Annotated in this window: 23 protein-coding genes and 1 pseudogene; 9 read left to right on the top strand and 15 right to left on the bottom strand. The window is 71.6% G+C overall.

Features of this window, described 5'->3' with window-relative positions; genetic code table 11:
- Positions 1-17: 17 nt before the first annotated feature.
- Positions 18-266, top strand: a complete 249-nt coding sequence (locus ACIGHB_RS31875; protein WP_360313063.1) for an SCO4226 family nickel-binding protein — start codon at positions 18-20, stop codon at positions 264-266.
- Between the two features lie 42 nt (positions 267-308).
- Here ACIGHB_RS31875 and ACIGHB_RS31870 read toward each other — a convergent pair whose 3' ends face one another.
- From ACIGHB_RS31870 to ACIGHB_RS31845, 6 genes are all read right to left on the bottom strand, one after another.
- A complete protein-coding gene (locus tag ACIGHB_RS31870) occupies positions 309-2159 on the bottom strand; it encodes an AMP-dependent synthetase/ligase (RefSeq protein ID WP_399917972.1) in 1851 nt (616 codons plus the stop codon).
- A gap of 114 nt (positions 2160-2273) precedes the next feature.
- On the bottom strand, positions 2274-2864 hold the full coding sequence (locus ACIGHB_RS31865; RefSeq protein WP_360313103.1) for a TetR/AcrR family transcriptional regulator: 591 nt from the start codon (positions 2862-2864) through the stop codon (positions 2274-2276).
- A gap of 155 nt (positions 2865-3019) precedes the next feature.
- Complete coding sequence (locus ACIGHB_RS31860) at positions 3020-4360, bottom strand: dicarboxylate/amino acid:cation symporter (RefSeq protein WP_360313059.1); 1341 nt, start codon at positions 4358-4360, stop codon at positions 3020-3022.
- Positions 4361-4707: 347 nt separating this feature from the next.
- Entirely contained in the window at positions 4708-5475 is a 768-nt protein-coding gene (locus ACIGHB_RS31855; RefSeq protein ID WP_399917970.1) for a GntR family transcriptional regulator, read from the bottom strand.
- The gene (locus ACIGHB_RS31850) at positions 5475-6020 is read right to left on the bottom strand and encodes a GntR family transcriptional regulator (RefSeq protein WP_399917968.1); all 546 of its coding nucleotides are present in this window, start codon (positions 6018-6020) and stop codon (positions 5475-5477) included. The genes ACIGHB_RS31855 and ACIGHB_RS31850 overlap by 1 nt, the downstream gene beginning before the upstream one ends.
- Positions 6021-6501: 481 nt before the next feature.
- On the bottom strand, positions 6502-6768 hold the full coding sequence (locus ACIGHB_RS31845; protein ID WP_360313057.1) for a DUF4229 domain-containing protein: 267 nt from the start codon (positions 6766-6768) through the stop codon (positions 6502-6504).
- Between the two features lie 220 nt (positions 6769-6988).
- Here ACIGHB_RS31845 and ACIGHB_RS31840 point away from each other — a divergent pair, with 220 nt between their 5' ends.
- Complete coding sequence (locus ACIGHB_RS31840; RefSeq protein WP_399917966.1) at positions 6989-7522, top strand: GNAT family N-acetyltransferase; 534 nt, start codon at positions 6989-6991, stop codon at positions 7520-7522.
- An 81-nt stretch (positions 7523-7603) separates the two neighbouring features.
- On the opposite strand, the gene mqnE is transcribed toward ACIGHB_RS31840, so the two are convergent.
- Both mqnE and ACIGHB_RS31830 read right to left on the bottom strand, forming a co-directional pair.
- Positions 7604-8767 (bottom strand): aminofutalosine synthase MqnE, encoded by a 1164-nt coding sequence (mqnE, locus tag ACIGHB_RS31835; RefSeq protein WP_360313101.1) that lies wholly within the window; start codon positions 8765-8767, stop codon positions 7604-7606.
- 49 nt (positions 8768-8816) lie between these two features.
- Positions 8817-9272 carry an Lrp/AsnC family transcriptional regulator gene (locus ACIGHB_RS31830; RefSeq protein ID WP_031013392.1) on the bottom strand — a complete coding sequence of 152 codons (456 nt, stop codon included), beginning with the start codon at positions 9270-9272 and terminating at the stop codon, positions 8817-8819.
- 124 nt (positions 9273-9396) lie between these two features.
- Here ACIGHB_RS31830 and ACIGHB_RS31825 point away from each other — a divergent pair, with 124 nt between their 5' ends.
- A complete protein-coding gene (locus ACIGHB_RS31825) occupies positions 9397-9522 on the top strand; it encodes a hypothetical protein (protein WP_360313107.1) in 126 nt (41 codons plus the stop codon).
- Here ACIGHB_RS31825 and ACIGHB_RS31820 read toward each other — a convergent pair.
- From ACIGHB_RS31820 to ACIGHB_RS31810, 3 genes are read right to left on the bottom strand one after another with little or no spacing between them, the layout of a single operon-like run.
- The gene (locus tag ACIGHB_RS31820; protein ID WP_360313053.1) at positions 9519-10202 is read right to left on the bottom strand and encodes a UbiX family flavin prenyltransferase; all 684 of its coding nucleotides are present in this window, start codon (positions 10200-10202) and stop codon (positions 9519-9521) included. The genes ACIGHB_RS31825 and ACIGHB_RS31820 overlap by 4 nt on opposite strands.
- A gap of 10 nt (positions 10203-10212) precedes the next feature.
- Positions 10213-11115 (bottom strand): menaquinone biosynthesis prenyltransferase MqnP, encoded by a 903-nt coding sequence (gene mqnP, locus ACIGHB_RS31815; protein WP_399917963.1) that lies wholly within the window; start codon positions 11113-11115, stop codon positions 10213-10215.
- Positions 11112-12569, bottom strand: coding sequence for a menaquinone biosynthesis decarboxylase (locus tag ACIGHB_RS31810; RefSeq protein ID WP_399917961.1), 1458 nt, complete (start codon positions 12567-12569; stop codon positions 11112-11114). The genes mqnP and ACIGHB_RS31810 overlap by 4 nt, the downstream gene beginning before the upstream one ends.
- A 90-nt stretch (positions 12570-12659) precedes the next feature.
- Between ACIGHB_RS31810 and ACIGHB_RS31805 the strand changes: the two genes are divergently transcribed.
- Together ACIGHB_RS31805 and ACIGHB_RS31800 are read left to right on the top strand one after the other, a co-directional pair.
- The gene (locus tag ACIGHB_RS31805; protein WP_399917959.1) at positions 12660-13091 is read left to right on the top strand and encodes a PLD nuclease N-terminal domain-containing protein; all 432 of its coding nucleotides are present in this window, start codon (positions 12660-12662) and stop codon (positions 13089-13091) included.
- 37 nt (positions 13092-13128) lie between these two features.
- Complete coding sequence (locus tag ACIGHB_RS31800; RefSeq protein WP_399917957.1) at positions 13129-14001, top strand: LysR family transcriptional regulator; 873 nt, start codon at positions 13129-13131, stop codon at positions 13999-14001.
- Here the strand turns inward: ACIGHB_RS31800 and ACIGHB_RS31795 are convergent.
- Positions 13913-14833 (bottom strand): DMT family transporter, encoded by a 921-nt coding sequence (locus tag ACIGHB_RS31795; protein ID WP_399917955.1) that lies wholly within the window; start codon positions 14831-14833, stop codon positions 13913-13915. The two genes, ACIGHB_RS31800 and ACIGHB_RS31795, sit on opposite strands and share 89 nt — an antisense overlap.
- A gap of 171 nt (positions 14834-15004) precedes the next feature.
- On the opposite strand from ACIGHB_RS31795, the gene ACIGHB_RS31790 reads away from it, so the two are divergent.
- A complete protein-coding gene (locus ACIGHB_RS31790; RefSeq protein WP_399917953.1) occupies positions 15005-15622 on the top strand; it encodes a flavodoxin family protein in 618 nt (205 codons plus the stop codon).
- A gap of 82 nt (positions 15623-15704) precedes the next feature.
- Here ACIGHB_RS31790 and ACIGHB_RS31785 read toward each other — a convergent pair whose 3' ends face one another.
- The 3 genes from ACIGHB_RS31785 to ACIGHB_RS31775 are packed head-to-tail and all read right to left on the bottom strand — an operon-like array spanning position 15705 to position 16653.
- Complete coding sequence (locus ACIGHB_RS31785) at positions 15705-16061, bottom strand: hypothetical protein (RefSeq protein WP_399917951.1); 357 nt, start codon at positions 16059-16061, stop codon at positions 15705-15707.
- Positions 16062-16114: 53 nt separating this feature from the next.
- Positions 16115-16453 carry a hypothetical protein gene (locus tag ACIGHB_RS31780; RefSeq protein WP_360313037.1) on the bottom strand — a complete coding sequence of 113 codons (339 nt, stop codon included), beginning with the start codon at positions 16451-16453 and terminating at the stop codon, positions 16115-16117.
- Complete coding sequence (locus ACIGHB_RS31775) at positions 16450-16653, bottom strand: hypothetical protein (RefSeq protein ID WP_360313035.1); 204 nt, start codon at positions 16651-16653, stop codon at positions 16450-16452. Before ACIGHB_RS31775 ends, ACIGHB_RS31780 begins: the two co-directional genes overlap by 4 nt.
- 163 nt (positions 16654-16816) lie before the next feature.
- On the opposite strand from ACIGHB_RS31775, the pseudogene ACIGHB_RS31770 reads away from it, so the two are divergent.
- From ACIGHB_RS31770 to ACIGHB_RS31760, 3 genes and pseudogenes are all read left to right on the top strand, one after another.
- Positions 16817-17026, top strand: a pseudogene (locus ACIGHB_RS31770) (GntR family transcriptional regulator); the annotation flags it as partial.
- 81 nt (positions 17027-17107) lie between these two features.
- Complete coding sequence (locus ACIGHB_RS31765; RefSeq protein WP_399918050.1) at positions 17108-17560, top strand: nucleoside deaminase; 453 nt, start codon at positions 17108-17110, stop codon at positions 17558-17560.
- Positions 17553-18461: an isopenicillin N synthase family dioxygenase gene (locus ACIGHB_RS31760; RefSeq protein ID WP_399917948.1), complete on the top strand. Its 909-nt coding sequence runs from the start codon at positions 17553-17555 to the stop codon at positions 18459-18461. The genes ACIGHB_RS31765 and ACIGHB_RS31760 overlap by 8 nt, the downstream gene beginning before the upstream one ends.
- The last annotated feature ends 37 nt before the right edge of the window (positions 18462-18498 follow it).

The following is an 18498-nucleotide window of genomic DNA, read 5'->3' as shown; positions in this document are numbered from 1 at the left end:
AGGGAGGTGTGAGAACCATGGCCACCTACATGGACGTGCACCGCGGCATGGTCGGCATCACGGAGGAGCAGCTGCTCGAAGCCCATCGCGCCGACCTCGCCATCGAGAAGGAGGAAGGGGTCCACTTCCAGAAGGCGTGGGCGGACCCCGCGTCCGGCACCGTCTACTGCCTGTCGACCGGCCCCTCCGCCGACGCCGTGCAGCGGATCCACCAGCGGACCGGACACGCGGCCGACGAGATCCACGAGGTACCCCTCGTGGTGTGAGCGCGGGGCGCCGTACGGCACGGGCGCGCGGGGCCGCCGCGCCTACTCGTGCTCCTCCCGGTACATCTCCTCGATCTCCCGCGCGAAGTCCCGCAGCACCGCGCGCCGCCGCAGCTTCAGCGACGGCGTGAGGTGCCCCGAGGTCTCGGAGAACTCCGTCGTCAGCACGCGGAAGGCGCGGATCGACTCGGCCCGCGAGACCAGCCGGTTCGCGTCGTCCACCGCCTTCCGCACCACCTCCAGGAGCTCCTCGTCCCGGGTCAGCTCCCACAGCGCCAGATGGTCCTTCCGCCGCATCCGCCGCCAGTGGGCGAGCCCCTCGTGGTCGAGGGTGATCAGCGCGGAGACGTACGGGCGGTTGTCGCCGACCACCATGCACTGGGCCACCAGCGGATGGGCCCGCAGCCAGTCCTCCAGGGGGGCCGGTGCCACGTTCTTGCCGGCCGAGGTGATCAGGAGGTCCTTCTTGCGGCCGGTGATGGTGAGGTAGCCGTCCGCGTCGAGCGAGCCGAGGTCCCCGGTGGGGAACCAGCCCTCGTCCGTGTACGGCACGGCCGCGCCGCGCCGCGCGTCCCAGTAGCCGGCGAAGACGTGCGCCCCGCGCAGCCACACCTCCCCGTCGTCCGCGATCCGCACCCCCGTACCGGGCAGCGGCAGCCCCACCGTGCCGGTGCGCGGCGCGAGCGGCGGGGTCACCGTGGACGCCGCCGTCGTCTCCGTCAGGCCGTACCCCTCGAAGACCTCGACGCCCGCGCCCCGGAAGAACTCCGCCAGCCGCACCCCCAGCGGCGAGCCGCCGCAGATCACGTACCGCACCCGCCCGCCCAGCGCCGCCCGGATCCGCCGGTAGACCAGCGGGTCGTACAGGGCGCGCGCGGCCCGCACCGACAGCGACGGTGCCTCGCTCCCCCCGAAGCGGCGGGCGGCACGCGCGGCCCGGTCGAAGGCGGCGCCCTTCCCGGCCCGTTCGGCGGTGGCCCGCGCCCGGTCGTGGACCTTCTCCATCACGTACGGGATGGCCAGCAGGAACGTCGGCCGGAAGGAGGCCAGGTCGTCGAGGAGCGCGTCGCCCTCCACCACGGGCGCGTGCCCCACCCGTACCCGCGCCCGGACGCAGCCGACCGCGACCATCCGCCCGAAGACGTGCGAGAGCGGCAGGAAGAGCAGGGTGGACGGCGGCTCGGCCCCCTCGGGGGCGAAGACGGGGTGGAGGAGCTTCACCGCGTTGTCGACCTCGGCGAAGAAGTTGGCGTGGGTGAGCGCGCAGCCCTTCGGCCGGCCGGTGGTGCCCGAGGTGTAGACGAGGGTGGCGAGCGCGTCCGGGGTGAGCAGTCCCCGCCGGGCGGTCACCGTCTCGTCCGGCACCCGCGCCCCCGCCTGCCGCAGCTGCTCCACCGCCCCGGCGTCAAGCACCCACAGCTGGGTCAGCCCCGGCAGTTGGCGGCGCTCGGCGGAGACCAGCCGTGCCTGGGCCGTGTCCTCGACGACGCAGGCGACGGCGCCGGAGTCCTGGAGGATCCAGCGGGTCTGGAAGGCGGAGGAGGTGGGGTAGACGGGGACGGTGACGAGTCCGGCGGCCCAGGCGGCGAAGTCGAGGAGCGTCCACTCGTAGGTCGTCCGGGCCATCAGGGCGAGCCGGTCGCCGGGGCGGAGCCCGTGGGCGATGAGCCCCTTGGCGACGGAGTGCACCTCGGCGGCGAACCGGGCGGCGGTGACGTCGCTCCAGCGGCCCTCCTCGTCCTTCCGGGAGAAGACGACGGCGTCCGGGTCCTGGCGGGCGTTGTCGTACGGGAGGTCGGCGAGCGAGCCGCGGTCCACCCGGGGCACGAGGGCGGGGGCGGAGACCTCCCGCACCCGGCCGTCGACGCGGATGAGGGCGAGGTCGGTCGGCACGGGCGGCTCCTCGGTCTGCGCGATGGACGAAGGGCGTGCGTCGTGGAGCGGAAGTGCGGCCGTACGGAGGCCACATGAGGGTGACCAGCGGGTAACCTTACTGCGCGGTAAGGCTCAACGGGGAGACCAGCGGCGGTTTTTCATGAGGTTTCCGAGCCCGGACCAGGCGAAGTTCATCAGGGTGCCCGCCGCCTCCCGCGCCGTCACCCCGGGCGTCTCGTTGGCCCAGGTGGCCAGCGACTCCGCCGACCCCACCAGGGCCTGCGCCAGCGCGGCCACGTCCCGCTCGCCGATGACGACAGGCCCGCGCGCGGCCCGCGCCGCCTCGCCGATCAGCCCGGTCACGAACCCGGCGATCTCCTCCCGCATCCGCGCCGCCTCGGTCGCGAAGGGCTCGCCCTGCGTCCGGGCGTGCCGGCTGAGCACCGCCCAGGCGTCCGGATGATCGGCGGCGTGCCCGAAGAACGCGAGCAGCCCGGCCCACAGCCGCTCGTCCGGCGGCACCGACGCGTCGTCCACGGCCTCCGCGACCGCCGAGAGCAGCGCCTGCGCCTCCCGCCGGATGCACGCGGTGAAGAGCTCCTCCTTGGAGTTCAGGTAGAGGTACACCAGCGGCTTCGACACCCCGGCCAGCTCGGCGATCTCGTCCATCGACGCCGCCTGGTACCCCTGCCGGGCGAAACACACCACGGCGGCGTCCATCATCTGCCGCTCCCGCACGGCCCGCGGCAGTCTCTTGGTCCCCGCCACGCCTCGCTCCGCCCCGCTTCCAAGATCCGTCGTTCGCTCCGAAAGCCTACGTGCCCCCCGCCCGGACGGGGGCGAGGGGCACGGAGGCGTACGGGGTGCGCGGGACGGGGTCAGGCCGTGGCCGCGACCGCCGTCTTCGGCTCGGCCTCGCGGGAGCCGGTCAGCTCGTCGATCGGGGACGAGGAGGCGTTCTCGTACGCGGTGAGGTCGAGGATCTTCTCGCGGGCGGAGACGATCACCGGCACCAGCGCCTGGCCGGCGACGTTCGTCGCCGTCCGCATCATGTCCAGGATCGGGTCGATCGCCATGAGGAGACCGACGCCCTCCAGGGGGAGGCCCAGGGTGGAGAGGGTCAGGGTCAGCATGACCGTCGCGCCGGTGAGGCCGGCGGTGGCGGCGGAGCCGATGACGGAGACGAAGGCGATCAGCAGGTAGTCACCGATGCCGAGCTGCACGTCGAAGATCTGCGCGATGAAGATCGCGGCGAGCGCCGGGTAGATCGCGGCGCAGCCGTCCATCTTGGTGGTGGCGCCGAACGGGACGGCGAAGGAGGCGTACTCCTTCGGGACGCCGAGGCGCTCGGTGACCTTCTGGGTGACCGGCATGGTGCCGACCGAGGAGCGGGAGACGAAGGCCAGCTGGATGGCGGGCCAGGCGCCCTTGAAGAACTGGAGCGGGTTGACCTTGGCGACGGTGGCGAGCAGCAGCGGGTAGACGCCGAAGAGGACCAGGGCGCAGCCGATGTAGACGTCGGCGGTGAAGGTCGCGTACTTGCCGATCAGCTCCCAGCCGTAGTCGGCGATGGCGAAGCCGATGAGGCCGACGGTGCCGAGGGGGGCGAGGCGGATGACCCACCAGAGGGCCTTCTGGAGCAGCTCCAGGATCGACTCGGAGAGGGTGAGGATCGGCTGGGCCTTGTCGCCGAGCTTGAGGGCGGCGATGCCGGCGACGGCGGCCATGAAGACGATCTGGAGGACGTTCAGCTCGGTGAAGGGCGTGATGACGTCCGTGGGGATGATCCCCGTCAGGAAGTCGATCCAGGAGCCCTCACGCTTCGGCAGCTTGCCGTCCTGCGGGGTGAGGCCGGTGCCGGCGCCCGGGTTGGTGATCAGGCCGATGGCGAGGCCGATCGCGACCGCGATCAGCGAGGTGATCATGAACCAGAGCAGGGTGCGGGTGGCGAGCCGGGCGGCGTTGTTCACCTTCCGCAGGTTGGTGATGGACACCAGGATCGCGAAGAAGACGAGCGGGGCGACGGCCAGCTTGAGCAGCTGGACGAAGATGTCGCCGACCTGGGCGAGGGTCTCCTTCAGCCAGGAGACGTCCTGGCTGCGGGCGATCCAGCCGAGCAGGACGCCGAGGACGAGACCGGCGACGATCTGGGCCCAGAAGGGGACCTTGGGTATCCGGGACGAGGGCTTGGCCTCGGTGGCGGACGCGGACGCGGACACGGGCACTCCACAGGTACGTATCGGGGAATACGGGGACGGGGGTGCGGCTCACACGCGTTTTCACGCGGGCCGCTGCATGATGCCGGATCAGAGCACGCGACAACAGGCCGCGTTCACACAGCGGCAGAGATCGACGTGCAGGCGCGCCACGAGCACGATGCCCGGGGCGTGAGAGAGGCGCACTGCTGTCGTCATGGCCGATACGTTAACACTTGAACTTTGAGAACCTCAAAGCTGTTCTTTGAGATCGAGATCCGGCCACCCCACCCCGAACGCAGAACACCCCTGGTGGGAGCCGCGGGGCTCACACCAGGGGTGCGCGATCTGTGAGGAACCTTACGCGGCTCTTACGTGATCGGAAGCCGGTAGCGCATCCGGTACCGGTGCGCCGCCTTCGTCATCAGCGTGGCCTCGATCGGGCGCCCGCCGTCGGAGTAGACCACCCTGAAGGCGACGAGGACGGGCATGTCCTTCGGAAGTTCCAGCGCGACGGCCTCCTCCTCCGTCGGGATCTCGGACGACAGCTCGTCCACGAACTCCCGCGGAGGAAAGCCCATGGAGGCGAGCAGTGCCGGCGTGCCGCCTCGGATCCGCTTCTTCTCCAGCACGGCCGTGCCCTCGACCAGCCCCAGGGGGTAGTACGACCGCGTGAGCTCGGTCGGTTCGTCGTCGAGCAGGAGGAGCTGCCTGCGGAGCACCGCCCGGTCGCCCTCCTCCAGCCCCAGCGCCTCGGCCACCTCCGCCGGCGGGACGACGACGTCGACATCGAGGAGCCGGACCCGGCCGACCTGCCGCCGCTTCGCGGCCTCGGACACCCACGGGTACGCCTCGTCCGGCCCGGCGGGGCTGACGTAGGCGATCGGCTCGACCGACTCCTGCGCGTGCTGCCGCACGTACACGCCCTTGCCCGGAAGTCCTTCGAGGAGCCCTTCCGCCTTCAGCATCTGGAGCGCCTTCTGGACGGTGGTGTTGGCCACGCCGCCGTACTGCTCCATCAGCTCGGCCGTCGATCCCAGCTTGCTGCCGGGCGGCAGGTCCCCGCGAGTGATCCGCCGCCGGAGCTCCGCCGCGATCTTCTGGTGCGGCGATCTCGGATCCTTGAACTCCTTCGCCATCACGCGCCTTGCTTCCCGAGCCGGTACGTGAGGTGCCTGCCGGCCGGCATGGTCATCAGGGACGCCTCCATCGGCACCCCGCCGGCGGTCCGCGCCAGGCGGAGCAGACGGAGGACGGCGCTCCCCTCGGCCAGCCCCAGGTGCCCGCACTCGGCCGGGGTGGCCAGACCGGCACTCACGTCCTCGACGACCTCGGCGCCCACGTATCCCAGCTCCTTGAGCAGGGTGACGGCCCCGCCGGGCACCTTGCGCGGTTCCGCCAGGGCCGTGCCGGCAGCGACGGAGAGGGGGTAGTAGGAGTCGGCGAGCTCGACGGGGAGCCCGTCCAGCAGGATCAGACGCCGCCTGACGATCACCCGCCCGCCGGCGGGCAGGCCCAGGGCCGCGCGGACCACCTCCGGCGCCTCGACCTCGCCCGCCCGCAACAGCCGCTGGCCACCGGTGCGGCCGCGCCGGGCGGCCTCGTCGGACCACGCGTCACCCTGGCCGGGCGCACGCGGGGCCAGATATGGCGCGGTCTCGCTGATCCACGCGTCGCCCGACATGTCGCTACCTCCAGCTCGCTGTTGCCAGTGACCCTACTTCCCCGCGCCTCGGCCACACCGACCCCATCCATAAGCCCTTGCCGCTTAAAGCGCATTGCGCTTAAGGTTGGACGCATGGAGACCACGGATCCTGACGAGTCACAGCATGGCGTTCCCGTACCGCCATCGGGCCTGAGCCCGGCCCTCCGGGCGCGCTCCGAGGCCGGATGGCGAGAGTTCCTCGACCGCTGGTTCGACGCCTGGGAGGAGTCCGAACGGTGAACGATCCGGGCGGCGAAGGAAAGGAAGGGCATCCCCTGCTCCATCAACGCGTCCGCGACATCGCGAGCGGCGGCGAGGGGGTGCTGACGGCCGTTGTCCACGAGCGGCACGGGGACCGACTCCTCCGCATCGCCCACGTCCGACCCGCCACCGGGGTCGCCTGGACCACGGCGGCCGACAACGTCAGGCCGGCCCCCGAGGCCCCGGCAAGGGCTTCGCCCTAGACCGCGTCCTCGCGGGTGCGGTTCTCCTGGAGGCGGTCCTTGGCGCGGTCGACCTTCTCGACGATGTCGGCGCTCAGGCTGTCGCGCTGCTTGCGGAGCAGGACGAAGCTCAGGGGGGCCGAGACGACGATGGAGAGCAGGAGGACCCACAGGAGGTTGGAGTCACCGAGGCCGCGCGGCAGCGCGCCGACGTAGACGAGACCCCACAGGGCGAGGAAGCACCCGGCGAAGATGCCGAGCCGCATCAGCGAGTAGCGGAGCATGACCCACTCTTTCGTTCCGAGGTTCCGAACCTTCCCATTACGGGACGAGCGTCCCCCAGTGAAGCACGCCGGGGGGATGCGGCCGGAAGCGGGGCTGGGCCGGCGGCGTGCCCCGGGGCGCGGCCGGGCGCGGTCGGGCGGGGGCCGGGCGCGGCCGGGCGGGGCCAGGTGTGAGCGAAAACGCTTGAGTCCGGCCGGAGGTAATAGTTACGATGCCACTATGACCCTTACCTTTGAGGCCGATCCCTCGGTCGACCAGGCCCTGACCGACGGCATCCTCGCCCTCTGGGCCGACGTCTCCAACGCGGGCGGCGCCGTCGGGTTCGTCCCGCCCGTCACCCCCGACGAGATCCGGCCCTCCCTCCTCCGGCACCTCGCCGGCATGGCCGAGGGCGCCCAACGGCTGGTCGTCGGCCGGGACGAGCACGGCGAGGTCGCCGCCACCGCCTTCTTCAGCTTCAACAGCCACCGCCTGATGACCCACTGGGTGTGGCTGTACACCGTGATGGTGCACCCGAAGCACCAGGGCGAGGGGTACGGCCGCGACCTGATGGCGGCCGTCGAGCACACCGCCCGTACCGCCCCCGGCTTCGAGGCGATCGAGGCCGTCCGGCTCGGCGTCCGCGGCGGCACCGGCGTCGACACCTTCTACGCCAAGTGCGGCTACAAGGAGGTCGGCCGCGTCCCCGGAGCCATCCGGGTGGCCCCCGGCGACGACCGCGACGACATCACCATGCTGCTGCCCCTGACGTGAACGCGCGCGTCCGCCGAGACGACGAGGAGGCCCGGCCAGGGGCATTCCCCCGGCCGGGCCTCCTCGTCGTACGGGAACGCCTCAGACGCGCATCGCCTGCGGCGTCTCGCGCCGGTCCGCGTCAGGGCCCGGGTACTCGCGGATGATCTCGTACCGGGTGTTCCGCTCGACCGGCCGGAAACCGGCGTCGCGGATCAGCTCCAGCAGGTCGTCACGGGTGAGCTTGTTCGGCGTGCCGTAGTTGTCGGCGTCGTGCGTGATCTTGTACTCGACCACCGAGCCGTCCATGTCGTCCGCGCCGTGCTGGAGCGCCAGCTGCGCGGTCTGCACGCCGTGCATGACCCAGAAGACCTTGACGTGCGGCACGTTGTCGAAGAGGAGCCGGGAGACCGCGAAGGTCTTCAGGGCCTCGGCGCCGGTCGCCATCGTCGTCCGCGCCTGGAGCTTGTTGCGGACCTTGCCGTCCTGCATGTCCACGAAGTCGTGCTGGTAGCGCAGCGGGATGAAGACCTGGAAGCCGCCCGTCTCGTCCTGGAGCTCCCGCAGCCGCAGCACGTGGTCGACGCGGTGGCGCGGCTCCTCGATGTGCCCGTACAGCATCGTCGAGGGGGTCTTCAGGCCCTTGGAGTGGGCGAGCCGGTGGATCCGGGACCAGTCCTCCCAGTGGGTGCGGTGGTCCACGATGTGCTGCCGGACCTCCCAGTCGAAGATCTCGGCGCCGCCGCCGGTGAGCGACTCCAGGCCGGCCTCGATGAGCTCGTCGAGGATGTCGGAGGCCGACATCCCCGAGATGGTCTCGAAGTGGTGGATCTCGGTCGCGGTGAACGCCTTCAGCGAGACGTTCGGCAGCGCCTTCTTCAGCTCGGAGAGCGAGCGCGGGTAGTACCGCCAGGGCAGGTTGGGGTGGAGCCCGTTGACGATGTGCAGCTCGGTGAGGTTCTCGTTCTCCATCGCCTTGGCGAGACGGACGGCCTCCTCGATGCGCATCGTGTACGCGTCCTTCTCGCCCGGCTTGCGCTGGAAGGAGCAGTAGGCGCAGGAGGCGGTGCAGACGTTGGTCATGTTCAGATGCCGGTTGACATTGAAGTGGACCACGTCGCCGTTCTTGCGGGTCCTGACCTCGTGGGCCAGCCCGCCGAGCCAGGCGAGGTCGTCGGAGTCGTAGAGGGCGATGCCGTCCTCGCGGCTCAGCCGCTCACCGTCCCGGACCTTCTGCTCCAGCTCCCGCTTGAGCCCCGCGTCCATACGGCCGCCTCCCATGTATCCGACGAAATCAGGCTCCACCACCGTACTCTCAGCCTTCCTCAGGCAGGTCCCCGACCCGGTTCTCCCACTTGGTGGAGAGCACGATCGTGGTGCGCGTCCGGGAGACCCCCTTGGTCCCGGAGAGCCGGCGGATCGTCTTCTCCAGGCCGTCGACGTCGTTGGCGCGGACCTTGAGCATGAAGGAGTCGTCGCCGGCGATGAACCAGCAGTCCTCGATCTCGGCGAGGTCCTTCAGCCGGCGGGCCACGTCCTCGTGGTCGGCGGCGTCGGAGAGCGAGATGCCGATGAGGGCGGTGACGCCGAGCCCGAGGGAGGCGGCGTCCACGGTGGCGCGGTAACCGGTGATGACCCCGGCCGCCTCCAGGCGGTTGATGCGGTCGGTGACGGAGGGGCCGGAGAGCCCGACGAGCCGTCCCAGCTCGGCGTACGAGGCGCGGCCGTTCTCGCGCAGGGCCTGGATGAGCTGCCTGTCCACGGCGTCCATAGGTTTACGACCTTCCATTGTCCAGCGATACCGCAAGTTTAGGTGTAGAATCTAAGGCATGCAGGGCCGTCACCCTGCGAATCTTTCAGCAGATCAAAGACGATCTTTCAGGAGTGAGAACACCGTGTACACGATCGAGATGGCCTACGCCCGTATGCGCGAGCTGCAGGACCTGGCCAACCGCTCGCGTGCCCACCAGCCCACCGACGCCTCGAAGCGCGCCCGCAAGAAGGCCGCGAAGAAGCGCTAACCGGCACGGGGAACCCCCGGAGCTCCTCCTCCGAGTTCCCCCCGCCACCGGCGGTACAGCTCGTGCGGCACCCCTGCCGCGTCGAGCACCCGCCCCGCGACGAAGTCCACCAGATCCTGGATGTGCGTCGCACCCGCGTAGAACGCCGGAGAGGCGGGCAGCACCACGGCGCCCGCCTCGTCCAGCGCCACCATCTGCTTCAGCGTCTGCCCGCTCAGCGGGGTCTCCCGCACCGCGACCACCAGCGGACGCCGCTCCTTGAGCGTCACGCTCGCCACCCGCTGCAACAGGTCCTTCGACAGACCGAGCGCCACTCCCGCCACCGCGGCGGTCGAGGCCGGCACGATCAGCATCCCCTTCGCCGGGTACGACCCCGAGGACGGCCCCGCCGCCAGGTCGCCGGCCGCCCAGTACCGCACGTCGCCCACGTCCACGGAGCCGTACGCGTCGGGCTTCCCGTCCGCCCCCCGCGCCAGCCACGCCACCAGGTCCTCGCGCCAGTGCGCGTCCCGGAAGGCGAGCCCCGTCTCGTCGAGCAGGGTGAGCCGCGAGGCCCGCGACACCACCAGGTCGACGCTCTCCCCCGCCGCCAGCAGCCCCCTGAGCACGGACGCGGCGTACGGCGTCCCCGACGCCCCGGATACCCCCACGACCCAGGGGGTGCGCTTGCCGTCGTTCATGGCGCCGAGCCTAGAGGGTGAGCCCGCGGACCAGCAGGTCGAGCAGGGCGCAGACGAAGAGCGAGATGCCGATGAAACCGTTGGTCGTGAAGAACGCCCGGTTCAGCCGCGACAGGTCGTGCGGCTTCACGATCGAGTGCTCGTAGCAGAAGGCCACGGCCACGATCACCAGACCGGCCCAGAAGAAGATCCCCGCCCCGGTGGCCAGCGCGTACCAGACCAGCAGCCCCGTGGTGACGACGGCGGAGGCGCGGGCCCCCCACAGCGCCGCCGGGATGCCGAAGCGGGCCGGTACCGACATCACGCCGTGCGCCCGGTCCGCCTGCACGTCCTGGCAGGCGAAGATCAGGTCGAAGCCGCCGATCCAGACGCCGACCGCGAGGCCCAGGACGACCGCGTCCCAGGACCACTCCCCGGTCACCGCGAGCCAGGCGCCGATCGGGCCGATCGCCTGGGCGAGGCCGAGGATCGCGTGCGGGAAGTTCGTGAACCGCTTGCCGTACGGGTACACGACCATCGGGATGACGGCCAGCGGCGCGAGCGCCAGACAGAGCGGGTTCAGGAGCGCCGCCGCGCCGAGGAAGACCACGACCGCGATCCCGGCCCCGGTCCACGCCGACCGCACCGACACCGCGCCCGTCACCAGCTCCCGGTTGGCCGTGCGCGGATTACGCGCGTCGATCTCCCGGTCGATGATCCGGTTGCAGGCCATCGCGAAGGTCCGCAGCCCCACCATGCACACCGTCACCAGGAGCAGCGTCCACCAGTGGATCCTCCGGTCCAGCTGGAACATCGCGGTGAGCGAGGCGATGTAGGCGAAGGGCAGCGCGAAGACCGAGTGCTCGATCATCACGAGCCTGAGGAACGCCTTGGTACGCCCCGGCTGGGCGCCCGGCACCGCGGCCGTGGTCACAGCCCGTACTCCTTCCAGCGACGGTCCACCAGCGCCGCCGTCGCCGGGTCCGACTCCACCATGTCCGGCCAGCCGCCGTCCCGGGTGTAGCCCTCCTCCGGCAGCTTCTTCGTGGCGTCGATGCCCGCCTTGCCGCCCCAGAACTGCTGGTACGAGGCGTGGTCGAGGTGGTCCACCGGACCCTCCACCACCGTCAGGTCGCGCGCGTAGTCCGTGTTGCCGAGCGCCCGCCAGGACACCTCGTGCAGGTCGTGCACGTCGCAGTCCTTGTCGACCACGATGATCAGCTTGGTCAGCGACATCATGTGCGCGCCCCAGATGGCGCTCATGACCTTCTGCGCGTGCTTCGGGTACTTCTTGTCGATCGAGACGATCGCGCAGTTGTGGAAGCCGCCCGACTCCGGCAGGTGGTAGTCGACGATGTCCGGCACGATGATCTTGAGGAGCGGCAGGAAGAAACGCTCCGTCGCCCGCCCCAGCGGCCCGTCCTCGGTCGGCGGCCGGCCGACCACGATCGACTGGAGCAGCGGGCGCTTCCGCATGGTGACGCAGTCGATCGTCAGCGCGGGGAACGGTTCCTGCGGCGTGTAGAAGCCGGTGTGGTCGCCGAAGGGGCCCTCCGGCAGCATCTCGCCCGGCTCCAGCCAGCCCTCGATGACGACCTCGGCGTTCGCCGGGACCTGGAGCGGCACGGTCTTGCAGTCGACCATCTCGATCCGCTTGCCCTGCACGAAGCCGGCGAAGAGGTACTCGTCGATGTCACCGGGGAGCGGGGCGGTCGAGGCGTACGTCACGGCCGGCGGGCAGCCGAAGGCGATCGCGACCGGCAGCCGCTCGCCGCGCTCGGCGGCGACCGCGTAGTGGTTCCGGCTGTCCTTGTGGATCTGCCAGTGCATGCCGATGGTGCGCTTGTCGTGCCGCTGGAGCCGGTACAGCCCCAGGTTCCGCACGCCGGTCTCCGGGTGCTTGGTGTGGGTGAGGCCCAGGTTGAAGAAGGAGCCGCCGTCCTTGGGCCAGGTGAAGAGCGCGGGCAGCCTGTCGAGGTCGACGTCGTCGCCGGTGAGGACGACCTCCTGCACGGGGGCGTCGGAGGACTTCACCTTCTTCGGCGGCACGTGGACCATCGAGCCCAGCTTGCCGAACGCCTCCCGGACGCCCACGAAGCCGTGCGGCAGCTCGGGCTTGAGCAGCCCGCCGATCTTCTCGCTGATCTCCTCGTACGACTTCAGGCCGAGGGCCTTGAGGAGACGGCGGTCGGTGCCGAACACGTTCATCGCGAGCGGCATGGCGGAGCCCTTCACGTTCTCGAAGAGAAGCGCGGGCCCTCCTGCCTTGTTCACCCGGTCGACGATCTCCCCGACCTCCAGGTACGGATCGACTTCGGCCTTGATGCGCTTGAGGTCGCCCTCGCGCTCCAGCGCCCTGAGCAGCGAGCGGAGATCGTCGTAAGCCATACGGGCAAGTATCGGTCACCGGCTACGCTGGAGGTGTCACCGGGGCCGACTCGACGCGCCCCCGCCACCGTTTCCAGGGGGCCGCACCACATGCTCAGGGCACTGATGATCCTTCTGCCGCTGGCGCTGACGATCTACGCCTTCATCGACTGCCTGAACACCCCCGAGGACGAGGTCAAGCACCTGCCCAAGGTGGTGTGGGTCGTCATCATCCTCCTGGCCTGGGTCGTCGGCCCGGTGGTGTGGCTCGTCGCGGGGAAGAAGCGGCAGACCGCCGGCGGCGGGTTCGGTGGATTCGGTGGCCGGGGCGGCCGGGGCGGCGGCTGGGTCGCGCCGGACGACAACCCGGAGTTCCTGAAGTCCCTCTCCGAGGAGAAGCCCAAGGAGAAGCGGGAGAAGCCCGAGGAGAAGGACGAGACGGAGCGGGACGACGCCCTGTTCGAGGACGGGGAGGCGGACCCGCGCCGCCGCGAGGAGGAGCTGAAGCGCCGCGAGGACGGCGACGAGGAGAAGGGCGCGTGACTCCCGCCCCGCGCCGCGCCCCCGGGACGGGCGCCTGATGGAGCTGCGGCTCCTCGCCACCTTCGAGAAGGCCGCCGAAGTCCTCTCCTTCACCCGCGCCGCCGCCGAGCTCGGCTACGCCCAGTCCAGCGTGACCTCGCAGGTCAAGGCGCTGGAGTCGGCGCTCGGCACCGAGCTGTTCGAGCGGCTCGGCGGCCGGATCCGGCTCACCGCCGCGGGCGAGCGGCTGCTGCCGTACGCGCGCCGCATGGCGGAGCTGGCCGAGGAGGCGCGGGCGGCGGTGGCCGCCGGCGAGCCCGCCGGGACCGTCACCATCGGGACGATGGAGTCCCTCACCACCTACCGGCTCCCGCCGCTCCTGGAGTACGTCCACCACCGCCACCCGGCCGTCCGGCTCGCCCTGCGCCCCACGCTCGGCGACGCGACCCGGCAGGCGCTGCGGCAGGGCACGTACGACCTCGGCTTCCTCATGGAGGCCGACACCGAACACGAGGGCCTGGAGTCCGAGGTGCTGGCGCCCGAGCCGCTGGCCCTGGTCGCCGCCCCCGGGCACCCGCTCGCGGGCCGCGCCGGGCTGACCACCGCCGACCTCGCCGCCGCCGGTCTGATCGGCACCGAGCCGGGCTGCGCCTACCGGGACCTCTTCGAGCGGGAGCTGGCGCCGTGGCGGCCGGAGTTCCTGGAGTTCGGCACGATCGAGGCGAGCAAGCGGGCGGTCGCGTCCGGGCTCGGGATCGCGCTGCTGCCCCGGATCGCCGTCCAGGAGGAGCTGGCGTCCGGGGCGCTGACGGCGCTGGACTGGGAGGCGCCGTTCACCCTCTTCACGCAGCTCGCGTGGCGGCGGGGGAAGCGGCTTCCGGCCCACGTGCGGCTGTTCGTGGAGCAGGCGCGGCGGCTCGCGCGAGAGTGACCTTCAGGCCGGCGAGGACGATCAGCGGGACGCCGAGGGCCTGTACGAGGCCGATGTGGTGCCCGTAGACCGCCCAGTCGGCGAGCATCGCGACCGCCGGGTAGGTGAAGGCGAGCACCGCGATCTTCGGGGTGGGCAGCTTGGCGTAGGCCGCGTACATGAGGACGTACATCAGCCCGGTGTGGATCAGCCCGAGCCCGGCCAGCCACGCCCATCCGGCGCCGAGCCCGGAGACCGCGCCGAGGTCGGCGAAGGGCAGCAGCAGCGGCACCCCGGCGGCCACCTGCACGAGGGCGATCAGATGCGGCCGTACGCCGCTGATCCTCTTCGTCACGAAGGTGGCGAGCGCGTAGAGGACGGCGGCGGCGAGCGCGTACCCGAGCCCCGCGAGGGAGGCGGTGTCACCGGGCCGCACCCCGGAGACGAGGACGAGCCCGGCGAAGGCGACCGCGAGCCAGCCCAGCATCCCCGCGGTGATCCGCTCCCGCGCGAACACCGCCCCGAGCAGCACCAGGAAGAACGGCTGCGTGTGGTAGACGACGGTGGCCAGCGAGATGGAGCCGGCCGCGTACGCCTCGAAGAGGAACACCCAGTTGAAGACGATGAAGACCCCGCCGAGCAGGGCGAGTCCGAGCGACCGCCGGGTGAAGCCGTGCCCGGTGAGGTACCCCCGGGCCAGGCTGTACAGGCCGAGCGCGACGGCCCCGAAGAGGCACCGGAAGAACACCACCTCGAAGGGCGAGGCGCCCGACTCCACGACGAAGACGCCCAGCGTGCCCGACAGCACCATGGCGAGGGTCAGTTCGAGGGTTCCCCTGGTCTCGTTTCTCATGGCGCCGACGCTACGAACGGGGGCGGGCGCGGGTCCACGGGCCAGTGGGGCGTCCTTCCGATGGGGCCGATCGGAAAAATCGATGGGCGGAGGCGGAATACCCGCGTGCGAGGGCTAGTTGTCGCGGGGGAAGCGGGCACGCCCGCGCACGCCCACGAACCAGGAGCACTCATGTCACCCGACGCGACCCCCGCCCAGGACCGCTCGTTCCTCTTCGTCCTCGGCAGCTCCCGCGCCGACGGCAACTCCGAACTGCTGGCCCGCGAGGCCGCCGCGCACCTCCCGGCCGGGGTGCGGCAGCGCTGGATCGACCTGAACAAGCTGGACCTGCCCGACTTCCAGGACGGCCGCCACGAGGCCGACCACAGCCCCGGCGAGGTCGAGGCGGAACTGCTGCGGGCCACGGTCGAGGCCACCGACGTCGTGATCGTCTCCCCGCTCTACTGGTACAGCCTCTCCGCGCAGACCAAGCGCTACCTCGACTACTGGTCGGGCTGGCTGAACGTGCCGGACTCGGACTTCAAGGACCGCATGGCGGGCGGCACCCTGTGGGGCGTCACGGCCATGGCCGACGACGACCACGCGGTCGCGGACGGCCTGGTCACGGGCCTGAGCCTGTCGGCCGCCTACCTGCGCATGCGCTTCGGCGGCGTCCTCACCGGCACGGGCTCCCGCCCGGGCCGCGTCCGCGCCGACACCCGCGCCCTCACCGCCGCCCAGACCTTCTTCACCCGCGAGGCCCCCTTCGCCCGCTTCCCTTACGAGGAGCCGGCGGGCGCGGGGGTGTGATCCGCGGCGGATCGCGGCCACGGGCTGAGGCGCGTGTCCCTGCTGTCGGCGAGTACCCCGCCGGGGCACTCGCCGACGGCTGTCAGAGGCAGGTCACCTGCCGGTGCGCGGCGCGGATGATGTCGCCGGCCGCGCGGACGTACCGACGGCTTTCCTCCGGGTCCTCGGTGACCTGCGCCAGGTACTCGGCGCGTCGCAGTGCGCGCGCGGTGTCCGGGAACCGTTCGATCTCGATGACGGCGGCCCACTCGGTGAGGAACATCCGCAGCGGGGCGATGCCGCTCTGTTCGATGGCCTCCGTCACGGCCGCGCGCTGACTGGCGTCCATCTCGGGCAACCGCTCGGGAGCGACGACGGCGAGGGCTGCCCGCAGGGCGGCGGGAGTCCGCTCGGGGCGGGGGATGAGTTCTCCGGCGTGGTCGGCCTGTGTCGTCACCATGTCCTCCAGAAGGGGTGCCCCGGCCGGCGTATCCAGCGGGAGCCGACCACCGCTCACAGCTGCCCGCCGGGGTGGCAGGCGCACGCGCACACCAGGTACCGCACCCCCGGTACGCCGCTGTCGCGGGGGGCGTGGTCGCGGCAGCGGTCGTGGCGGCCGACGATGCAGCGGGGCGAGCGGAACTCGGGTTCGGGCTCCGGCGTGAGGGCGTCGGCCAGCAGGGACACGCTCACCGCGTCGGCGATCTCCGGCGTGACCCACCAGCCGTCGCCCGCGCGGTCGCGGTGCAGGCCGTCGTGGCCCGCGTCGAGCACGCAGACCGAGCCGGCCCAGACGGGGCGGACCGTCTCCGCGACGGCGTACACGGAACGCCGGGCCCCGCAGCGGCTCATCGGGCGACCCCGGCGTGGATGTTCCGGCGGTCGAGGTCGACCCCGACGGTCGCCAGCCAAAGGGCCCGCCGGCGGCGGCGCTGCACCGCCGCGTGGCGGGGGCGCGCGGGGCGGGTGCGGTGCCTGCCGGTGGGCGGCAGCGTCAGCATGAGGAGCCAGAGGAGGAGGGGGAACAGGGCGCGCGCGATAGGGTTCGGCACGTCATCAACTCCGTTGAGGTTGGTGGCCATGCCCCGGGAGGTCTAGCCACCTCGCCGGGGTCTTCTGTGCGCCTCACAACGTAGTTCGCGCCACACCTTGATGCACAGTGATGTAGCTAGATCCATCCGAACGTGTCTTAGTATGACTATCTAGTGTTGACACATGAGCCTTGACCCGCAGTCGGGACGCCCGCTGTACAAGCAACTGGCCGACGTGATCGCGGCGAAGATCGCGAGCGGGGAGTACGCCCCCGACCGGATGGTTCCCGCACCGACGCGCCTCGCCGAGGAGTACGGCATCGCCGTGCTGACCGCCCGCCGTGCCATACGGGAGCTGTCAGAGCATGGGCTCGTCTACACCGTGCCCGGCAAGGGGTCCTACGTCACGCCGGTCGGGGACGCCGTCCAGCCCGCCCCGGGTAGTCCAGGCACCCCGCCGGGTAGAGCTCCCCGCATGGACGAGGAACAGGCACGCCCCTGGCTAGCCACCGCCCTCGAAGAGGCTCGGGCCGGGCTCGCCGAAGGCGGCGTGCCGATCGGGGCCGCGCTCTACGGGGCCGACGGGGCGCTGCTCGGGCGGGGGCACAACCGGCGCGTGCAGGACGGGGATCCGTCGGCGCACGCGGAGACCGACGCGTTCCGGCAGGCCGGGCGGCAGCGCTCGTACCGGGGGACGACCATGGTCACCACCCTGTCCCCGTGCTGGTACTGCTCCGGGCTCGTGCGGCAGTTCGGGATCTCGCGGGTCGTCGTCGGGGAGGCACGGACCTTCCACGGCGGGCACGACTGGCTGGCCGAGCACGGCGTCGAGGTCGTCGTGCTGGACGATCCCGGCTGCGTCGAGCTGATGCGGACGTTCATCGCGCACCACCCCGACCTGTGGAACGAGGACATCGGCCATGACTGAGGCACGGCTCCCGACGCTCGACCTCGCCCGTGACCCGGGCCCGCAGCTGCCCGCCGTGGACCGCGCCCTGCGCGAGGCCGGGTTCCTGCTCGTCACCGGGCACGGGGTGGACCCCGGACTGCGGGACGCCATCCGGGAGACGGCACGGGGCTTCTTCCACCTCCCCGCCGCCGCCAAGGAGCCGTACGCCGTGCGGGTCGGCGGGCGCGGCTGGCTCGGGCCCGGCGCGGAGGCCAACGCGTACGCGGAGGGCACGGCGACCCCGCCGGACCTGAAGGAGTCGCTGTCCTTCGCGGCGGAGGAGCCGACCGGCGACCCGGCGGTGGACGCCGAATGGTTCCTGCCGAACGTCTGGCCGGCCGAGGTACCGGAGCTGCGCGCGCTGGTGGAGGCGTACCTCGCGCGGATGAAGGCGCTGTCGGACCGGGTGCTCGACCTGCTCGGGGTCGCGCTCGGCGAGGAGCGCGACTTCTTCACCCGGCACACCGGGCACCCCACGTACGGCTTCAACATCAACTGGTACCCGGGGCGGGAGCGGACGGGGGACCCGGAGCCGGGCCAGTTCCGGATCGGGCCGCACACGGACTTCGGGACGGTGACGGTCCTGGACCGGCAGGCGGGCAAGGGCGGGCTCCAGGTCTTCTCGGAGGCCGGCGGCTGGCAGGACGCGCCGTACGATTCCGACGCCTTCACCGTCAACATCGGCGATCTGATGGCGGGTTGGACCGGCGGGCGGTGGCGGTCGGGACGGCACCGGGTGCTGCCGCCGCCGGCCGACGCGCCCGCCGAGGAGCTGATGTCGCTCGTGTACTTCTACGAGTGCGCGCCGGGGACGACGATCAACGGCATCGAGTCCCACCGGTACCTGCGGGCGCGGCTGGACGCCATCGCCGCGGACTGACGTCCCCTCACGACCGGCCCGCCACGCTCCGCAACAG

Origin of the sequence: Streptomyces sp. NPDC085460, assembly GCF_044541975.1 — a bacterium.
In the GTDB taxonomy this organism is placed as follows: domain Bacteria; phylum Actinomycetota; class Actinomycetes; order Streptomycetales; family Streptomycetaceae; genus Streptomyces.
Note: the sequence above shows the minus strand (reverse complement) of the source record. Positions and strands in the feature narration are given on the sequence as shown.